Raw genomic sequence first — 4,306 nt, 5'->3', positions numbered from 1 at the left:
ATTTTCAGGTGGTCAACTACCTAATTTTCAGGGAAAAAGTCCCGGAATTTTCCCCCCTATCCCCGCAATGGCTGGCACTTTTTGAGGGGAAAAAAGTCCAAAAGTCTTATCCAACAAGGTTTTTAGATTTATTCAGCAAACCCTAGTTAAAATAAATACAGACACACATATCTTAACCCAATGAAAGCAAGGTATCAATACCGTATTTACCCAACAGACCAACAAAAGAGGCTTTTGTCTCAGTTGTTCGGGTGTGTGCGCGTTGTCTGGAACGATACCTTAGCCTACTGTCAAGAACTCTATCGACAAGGGGAGAAAAAGCCAAAATATACTGAGTTATCTAAAAGACTAACTCAAATCAAAAAAACAGAAAAAAAGCAGTGGTTAACCGAGGTTTCTTCTATCCCTTTACAGCAGTCTTTGAGAGACTTAGAGACAGCCTATTCTAACTTTTTTGCATCTTGCAAGGGAGAAAGAAAAGGAAAGAAAGTCAAACCTCCTAAATTTAAGAAGCGTAAATCTAAACAATTAGCAAGATTTACCGATAATGGTTTTACCGTTAACCAACACTGCGTTACTTTAGCGAAAATCGGTGATTTAAGAATAGTTTGGAGTCGCCCATTACCTTCTAAACCTTCTAGCGTCACCGTGATCAAAGACGCATCAGATCGATACTTTCTTAGTTTTGTCGTCGAGATTCAGTCCGAAATACTTCCCAATAATGGGGAGTCAGTGGGAATTGATCTAGGGATTGCTACCTTTGCTACCCTCTCAACAGGAGAAAAGATAGACGCACCGAAACCGTTAAAGAAACGATTAAAACGACTAAGAAAAGCACAGAAAAACCTTTCTAGAAAACAGAAGGGAAGTAAACGACGGGAAAAAGCTAGGAAACGAGTAGCTAGAATCCACGCAAAGATTAAAGACACTCGCACTGATTTCTTGCATAAACTATCCACTAGAGTTGTTCGTGAAAATCAAACGATAATTTTAGAGGATTTAAACACATCGGGAATGGTTAAAAATCGCAAGTTGTCCCGTGCTATATCAGATTTAGGATGGCGTTCTTTTCGAGATATGCTATCGGCAAAATCTGACAAATATGGGCGTGATTTTCGGATAATTTCCCGATGGGAGCCAACGTCTCAGAGGTGTTCCTGTTGTGGGAATATCGGCGGGAAGAAAGCGTTAAATATCCGTGAGTGGGAATGTCTTTTCTGTGGGACTTTCCATGATCGAGACGTGAACGCCGCAATTAATATCAAGGTCGCCGGTGGGCAATCGGAGACCTCAAAAAACGGACGCAGAGGAAAGTGTAAGACTTCTGTTAAAGAAGCAGCATCCCGTGAGGCGTCAACCCAACCGAAGATCGTTCAATTAAGTTTGTTTGATCTGCCGGTCATCACCGTCCGGCCCCGGCGGTGAGGATGTCAATCTCAAACAGAGACGGGGTGCTTGATTTCCTGTAACAGAGCCAGATATTCCTCCTTAAAATACTTTAGGGTACTTAAAATCGGATTGGGGGCGCTTTGGCCAAGACCACAAAGACTGGTTTCTTTGACCATTTGACAGAGATGTTCTAGGTTTTCGAGGTCGTGAATATCGGCCTTTCGAGCGATAATTTTGGCCAATAATTCAAACATTTGTACTGTTCCCGTGCGACAGGGGATACATTTACCACAGGACTCCTCGCGACAGAATTCCATATAGAATTTCGCCACTTCCACCATACTGGTGGTATCATCCATGACCACCATCCCCCCGGATCCCATCATCGAACCGAGTTTGGCTAAGGATTCGTAATCCACGGGAGTATCGAGTAAATTAGCGGGAATACAACCCCCAGAGGGGCCGCCGGTTTGTACCGCTTTCACTTGACCATCGGGAACACCACCCCCCATCTCCTCGACAATTTCCCGGAGAGTAATGCCCATCGGCACTTCAATCAGCCCATTATTGCGAATTTTTCCCGTCAAAGCGAAGATTTTTGTGCCTTTACTGCTGGCAGTACCGATATTGGCGTACCAAGCGGCTCCCTCGCGGATAATAGCGGCGATATTAGCGTAGGACTCCACGTTATTAATCAGGGTGGGACAACCATCGAGACCCGATTGGGCCGGATAGGGGGGACGGGTGCGGGGAGTACCGCGGCCGCCTTCAATGGAATGGATGAGAGCGGTTTCCTCTCCACAGACAAAGGCCCCCGCCCCGATGCGGATATCTACCTTAAAATCGAAAGTGGACTCGAATACTTGGGAACCCATTAAACCAAATTTTTTGGCCTGATTAATCGCTTTTTGCAGACGATCGATCGCCAGAGGATATTCGGCTCTAACATAGATATAACCATGATCCGCCCCCACAGCATAGGCAGCGATCGCCATTCCTTCCAGGACTAAATGGGGGTCACTTTCCAAAACACTACGGTCCATAAACGCCCCGGGGTCGCCTTCATCGGCATTACAGATAACGTATTTTTGTTTACCCGGTTGTTTAGCCACCGTCGCCCATTTTAAACCGGTGGGATAACCCGCACCTCCCCGGCCGCGCAAACCGCTTTGGGTGATTTCCTCCACCACCTGGGCCGGAGTCATCTCGTAGAGGGCCTTGTAGAGAGATTGATAACCCCCGACGGCGATATATTCCTCAATGCGATCGGGATCGATTTTACCGCTATTTTCCCGGACAATTTTGACTTGATGGGAGAAAAAGGGATGTTTTGAGTCCCCTAATTGCACCTCGGTTTTGCCGCCGTTTAAGGCCGCAATAATGCTGGCCGCACTTTCCGGGGTGACTTCTTCGTATAAGAGATCCTGGGGATCCACTTCCACCAACGGACCGCGACCACAAAAACCCATACAACCGACCCCGACCACTTCGACTGTATCCTCTAGGTCTGCTTCTTTGACGGCAGTGGCGAGGTTTTTTTTGATTTGGAGGGAGTTAGCAGCTTGGCAACCGGTGGAAGTGCAACAATGCACCCGGATGCTTTTTTGTCTAGTTTTTTCTTTCTCGGCCACTGCCAATAATTCTTGTAAGTCCATATTCTTCTCAATCCACTAGAGTGAAAAATTACTGGGAGAAACTCTGTAGTTTCGCTAAGACAGTTTCCGAATCTTGTTTAGGGGCCACGACTCCATCGAAGACCACGGCCGGCGCAATCCCACAGGCCCCGATACAACGGGCCGACACTAGGGAAATTTCTCCATCGGCGGTGGTTTCTCCCACTTTGACATCAAAGGCGTTTTCGATGTCTTCGAGGATTTTGCCGCTGCCTTTGACATAACAAGCAGTCCCCATACAGATGATACAGGTGTGTTTTCCCGCCGGTTTCAGGGAAAAGAGATGGTAGAAGGTTGCTACCCCATAGACGCGACTGAGGGGCAGTTTTAGCGCCCGGGCAACGTAGAGGAGAACATCTTCTTCTAGGAATCCAAAGGCTTCTTGGGCTTTGTGCAGGACTTCAATCAGGGCTGATTGATTATATCCTGCCCGCTTCATGGTAATGTCGAGGACTTTGAAGCGTTTATCGCCACTGGGATGCTCTTTTTTCTCCGTTTGACGAGGATTGGCAGTTTGCATAAATCTGAACCAAATAAATTTTAGGGGCGATGACGGGAAAAAGATGGAGAGTTGTCGGTTTTCCTTGGTCATCTCCCTGCTTTTATTCTGACACTGGCTCCGGAGGGCGATCGATAACTTTATCTTTCCTTTAGTTATTGGGGGATAGGGGATTTTTCGGCCTTGTCAAATTGAAAGATGCTCCGAATCAGCCTGGAACTGAAATTACTTTGATAGCAAGGATTGCATTGCATCTTTCCTATAATAGTGTTTAATCAACGAATAGGGCCTTTTATGGCGGGCTTAAGTGGGGAACAAGAGTCGCTCGATTTAGCAGTGGAATATAGCTAGGTAATAGCTGTAGGGCTAATTCATGAATTAGCCCTACAATCAATTATGATGAACCCTGGAAATAGAAAACGGGTTTCTTCGATAAACCCGTTTTCTGCGGGTTTTTTTGCGGGAAGCATCCCCCTCTCCTCGTAGGTTAAAGGGATGAGGTCATAACAATCTGTTGCCACAACCGACTTTTCAGAATACAATAGAGAAGAGTAGTCATTCATCACTCAGATTAGTTAAGATGATATTACATGACTAATAATATTGACCATGATCGCTTATTTAAGGAGTTAATCTCCACCTTTTTTGTCGAATTTATTGAGTTATTTTTTCCTCAATTAATCGATTATTTAGATAGGGACTCGATTACTTTTTTAGACAAAGAAGTATTTACCGATGTCACGGA

3 protein-coding genes and 1 pseudogene are annotated in these 4,306 nt (G+C 45.5%); 2 read left to right on the top strand and 2 right to left on the bottom strand.

Annotated elements, in window-relative coordinates; genetic code table 11:
* Positions 1–180 precede the first annotated feature (180 nt).
* Positions 181–1,425: an RNA-guided endonuclease InsQ/TnpB family protein gene (locus O9295_RS20785; RefSeq protein WP_288035026.1), complete on the top strand. Its 1,245-nt coding sequence runs from the start codon at positions 181–183 to the stop codon at positions 1,423–1,425.
* A gap of 11 nt (positions 1,426–1,436) precedes the next feature.
* Here O9295_RS20785 and nuoF read toward each other — a convergent pair whose 3' ends face one another.
* Together nuoF and hoxE are read right to left on the bottom strand one after the other, a co-directional pair.
* Positions 1,437–3,044, bottom strand: a complete 1,608-nt coding sequence (gene nuoF, locus O9295_RS20780) for an NADH-quinone oxidoreductase subunit NuoF (RefSeq protein WP_288035024.1) — start codon at positions 3,042–3,044, stop codon at positions 1,437–1,439.
* Positions 3,045–3,072: 28 nt separating this feature from the next.
* Positions 3,073–3,582 (bottom strand): bidirectional hydrogenase complex protein HoxE, encoded by a 510-nt coding sequence (hoxE, locus tag O9295_RS20775; protein ID WP_002762924.1) that lies wholly within the window; start codon positions 3,580–3,582, stop codon positions 3,073–3,075.
* Between the two features lie 569 nt (positions 3,583–4,151).
* Here hoxE and O9295_RS20770 point away from each other — a divergent pair.
* A pseudogene (locus tag O9295_RS20770) lies at positions 4,152–4,306 on the top strand (flagellar assembly protein H); the annotation flags it as partial.

Source organism: Microcystis sp. LE18-22.4A, from assembly GCF_027531105.1.
Classification (GTDB): domain Bacteria; phylum Cyanobacteriota; class Cyanobacteriia; order Cyanobacteriales; family Microcystaceae; genus Microcystis; species Microcystis aeruginosa.
The sequence above is the reverse complement of the archived record's forward strand: the minus strand, read 5'-3'. Positions and strand labels throughout refer to the sequence as shown.

Bases quoted from the DNA above. Each gene is read 5' to 3' on its own strand.
- O9295_RS20785 (WP_288035026.1), top strand. From the start codon at position 181: ATGAAAGCAAGGTATCAATACCGTATTTACCCAACAGACCAACAAAAG.
- nuoF (WP_288035024.1), bottom strand. From the start codon at position 3,044: ATGGACTTACAAGAATTATTGGCAGTGGCCGAGAAAGAAAAAACTAGA.
- hoxE (WP_002762924.1), bottom strand. From the start codon at position 3,582: ATGCAAACTGCCAATCCTCGTCAAACGGAGAAAAAAGAGCATCCCAGT.